The organism is Cellulomonas septica, from assembly GCF_012396155.1.
Classification (GTDB): domain Bacteria; phylum Actinomycetota; class Actinomycetes; order Actinomycetales; family Cellulomonadaceae; genus Cellulomonas; species Cellulomonas septica.
On the sequence record NZ_JAAXOY010000674.1, the window covers coordinates 1 to 1912 of the forward strand.

Sequence of the window (1912 nt, forward strand, 5' to 3'; positions counted from 1 at the left end):
GGCAGGCTCCGCACCGGCCCGCACCCGCGACGGACGGGGGCGCCGGACCGGGACGGACGGCTCGCTCAGCGACGGTGGTGCGGACCGCCGTGGCCGGGGCCGCTCGGGTGGGCGCCACCGCCGGCGAACGCGGGCTGCGCGAGCTCGATCAGCTCACGCGCCTGCTCGGGGAACCACTGCCCCGCCGCGGGTGCGACCATGTCGCGCTCGGGGTCCTGCGGCCCGCCGAGCCCGCGGAAGCACTGCCCGTCCGACTCGCCCGGCACCTTGATCCAGAGCAGCGCGTCGACGAGGTCGTTCCCGGTGTCGGTCGTCGGGCGGAGCCCGAGGCCCCGGTCCGGCGGGTTGCACCAGGTCTCCGCGTCCGGGTAGACGCCCGCGGGCGGCGCCCACGGTCCCCGGCCGTTGCGGCTCGTGTCGACGACGAAGTGCGTCGTCGGCTGCGTGTCGCCCAGCAGCAGGTCGTACCGCGACTCGATCCCCGCGGTGTTGATCGCGGGGTCCGTCGCGGTCTCGCTCCAGATCCCCTGGTTGGTGAGCACCTGCCCGGTCCAGTCGTTGGCAGGGCCGCCGCTCCAGTACTGGTGGCCGCACTCGCCGAACGCGCCGGGCATCACCCCGGTGGCCAGGGCGATGCACTTCGAGACCCACGTGCCGTACGTGACGTTGTTCTCGGTGTACTCGTAGTTGGACACGTTGAGGAAGAACCCGTCCGCCCGCTGCACGCCGCCCTTGATCAGGCGGTCGGCAGACTCGGCGGCCGACAGCCAGTACGGCCCGGTGCCGTCCAGGTAGACGGCGGTGTTCGGCTGCTGCTGCAGGCGGTCGACCGCGTAGCCGAGCATCTCGAACCGCTCGGCGGCGGCGTCGCGGTCCGACGTCGCGGGGTCGAACTCGGGCGGCTGGCAGTGCTCGAGCTGCCCCTCGAGCGTCGTGTACCAGGGGATGATCCCCAGCCCGTCGGGCTCGAGGACGACCACGGCGTCCTCGCGGCCGATGCCCGCGGCGAACGCGTCGATCCACGCCTTGTACGCCGCGACGTCGGCCGCACCGCCCGCCGAGTAGAGCGCGCAGTCGCGGAACGGCACGTTGTAGGCGACGAGCACCGGGACGTCGCGTCCGCTGCGCTTGACGGTGTCGCGGACCTCGCGGCGCACCTCGGCAGGCGTGCCGTCGGTGAACCACGTCGCGCTCGGGACGCGGCTGAGGGCGAGGGCGTCACGCTGCGCCTGGCCGCGCAGCTCGCGTGCGGCGTCCTTCGTCGAGCTCTGCGGGTTCACCCACAGGTCGGTCGACGGGTCGAGCACGTCGTTGGCGGCCTGCGCCGGGCTGCTGACGAGGGCGCTCACGGCGAGCGCGCAGGCGGCCAGGACGGCGGTGGTCCACCGTCGTCGGGCGGGTGTGGCCATGAGGACCCCCTGGGGTGTCGGACCGCGGCGCGGACGTCGTCGGCTGCGTGCAGAGTGCTGGTCCGGCGGAACTGGAAGCGGTTCCAGTTTCGCGCGCCCTCATCGTGGTGCGCACACGTCGAGGCCGTCAAGCCCTCAGGGCAGAGGCGCGGACTCCCGCACCACGAGCGTCGTCGGCAGCAGGACGGGCTCGACCGCACGCCCCTCGATCACCTGCACGAGCGACGCCGCGAGCTCCGCGCCGAAGCGCCGGATCGGCTGGCGCACCGTGGTCAGCGGCGGCTCGGTCTGCCGGGCCACGGGAAGGTCGTCGAACCCGACGACCGCGACGTCGTCCGGGACCGACCGGCCGTGCGCCCGGAGCGTGCGCAGCGCGCCCGCGGCCATGTTGTCCGAGCCGGCGATGACGCCGTCCAGGTCGGGGTGCCGCTCGAGCAGCCGCTCCGTCGCGCGCGCGCCGGACTCGGCGCTGAAGTCGCCGACCTCGACCCACGCGTCGACCC

2 protein-coding genes are annotated in these 1912 nt (G+C 74.3%); both read right to left on the reverse strand.

Features of this window, described 5'->3' with window-relative positions:
- Window positions 1-65: 65 nt before the first annotated feature.
- Window positions 66-1409, reverse strand: coding sequence for a glycoside hydrolase family 6 protein (locus tag HGA02_RS17965; RefSeq protein WP_168680627.1), 1344 nt, complete (start codon window positions 1407-1409; stop codon window positions 66-68).
- Between the two features lie 135 nt (window positions 1410-1544).
- Window positions 1545-1912: LacI family DNA-binding transcriptional regulator (locus tag HGA02_RS17970; RefSeq protein WP_168680629.1), on the reverse strand; the 368-nt coding region annotated here is incomplete at its 5' end.

Bases quoted from the DNA above. Each gene is read 5' to 3' on its own strand.
- HGA02_RS17965 (WP_168680627.1), bottom strand. From the start codon at position 1,409: ATGGCCACACCCGCCCGACGACGGTGGACCACCGCCGTCCTGGCCGCC.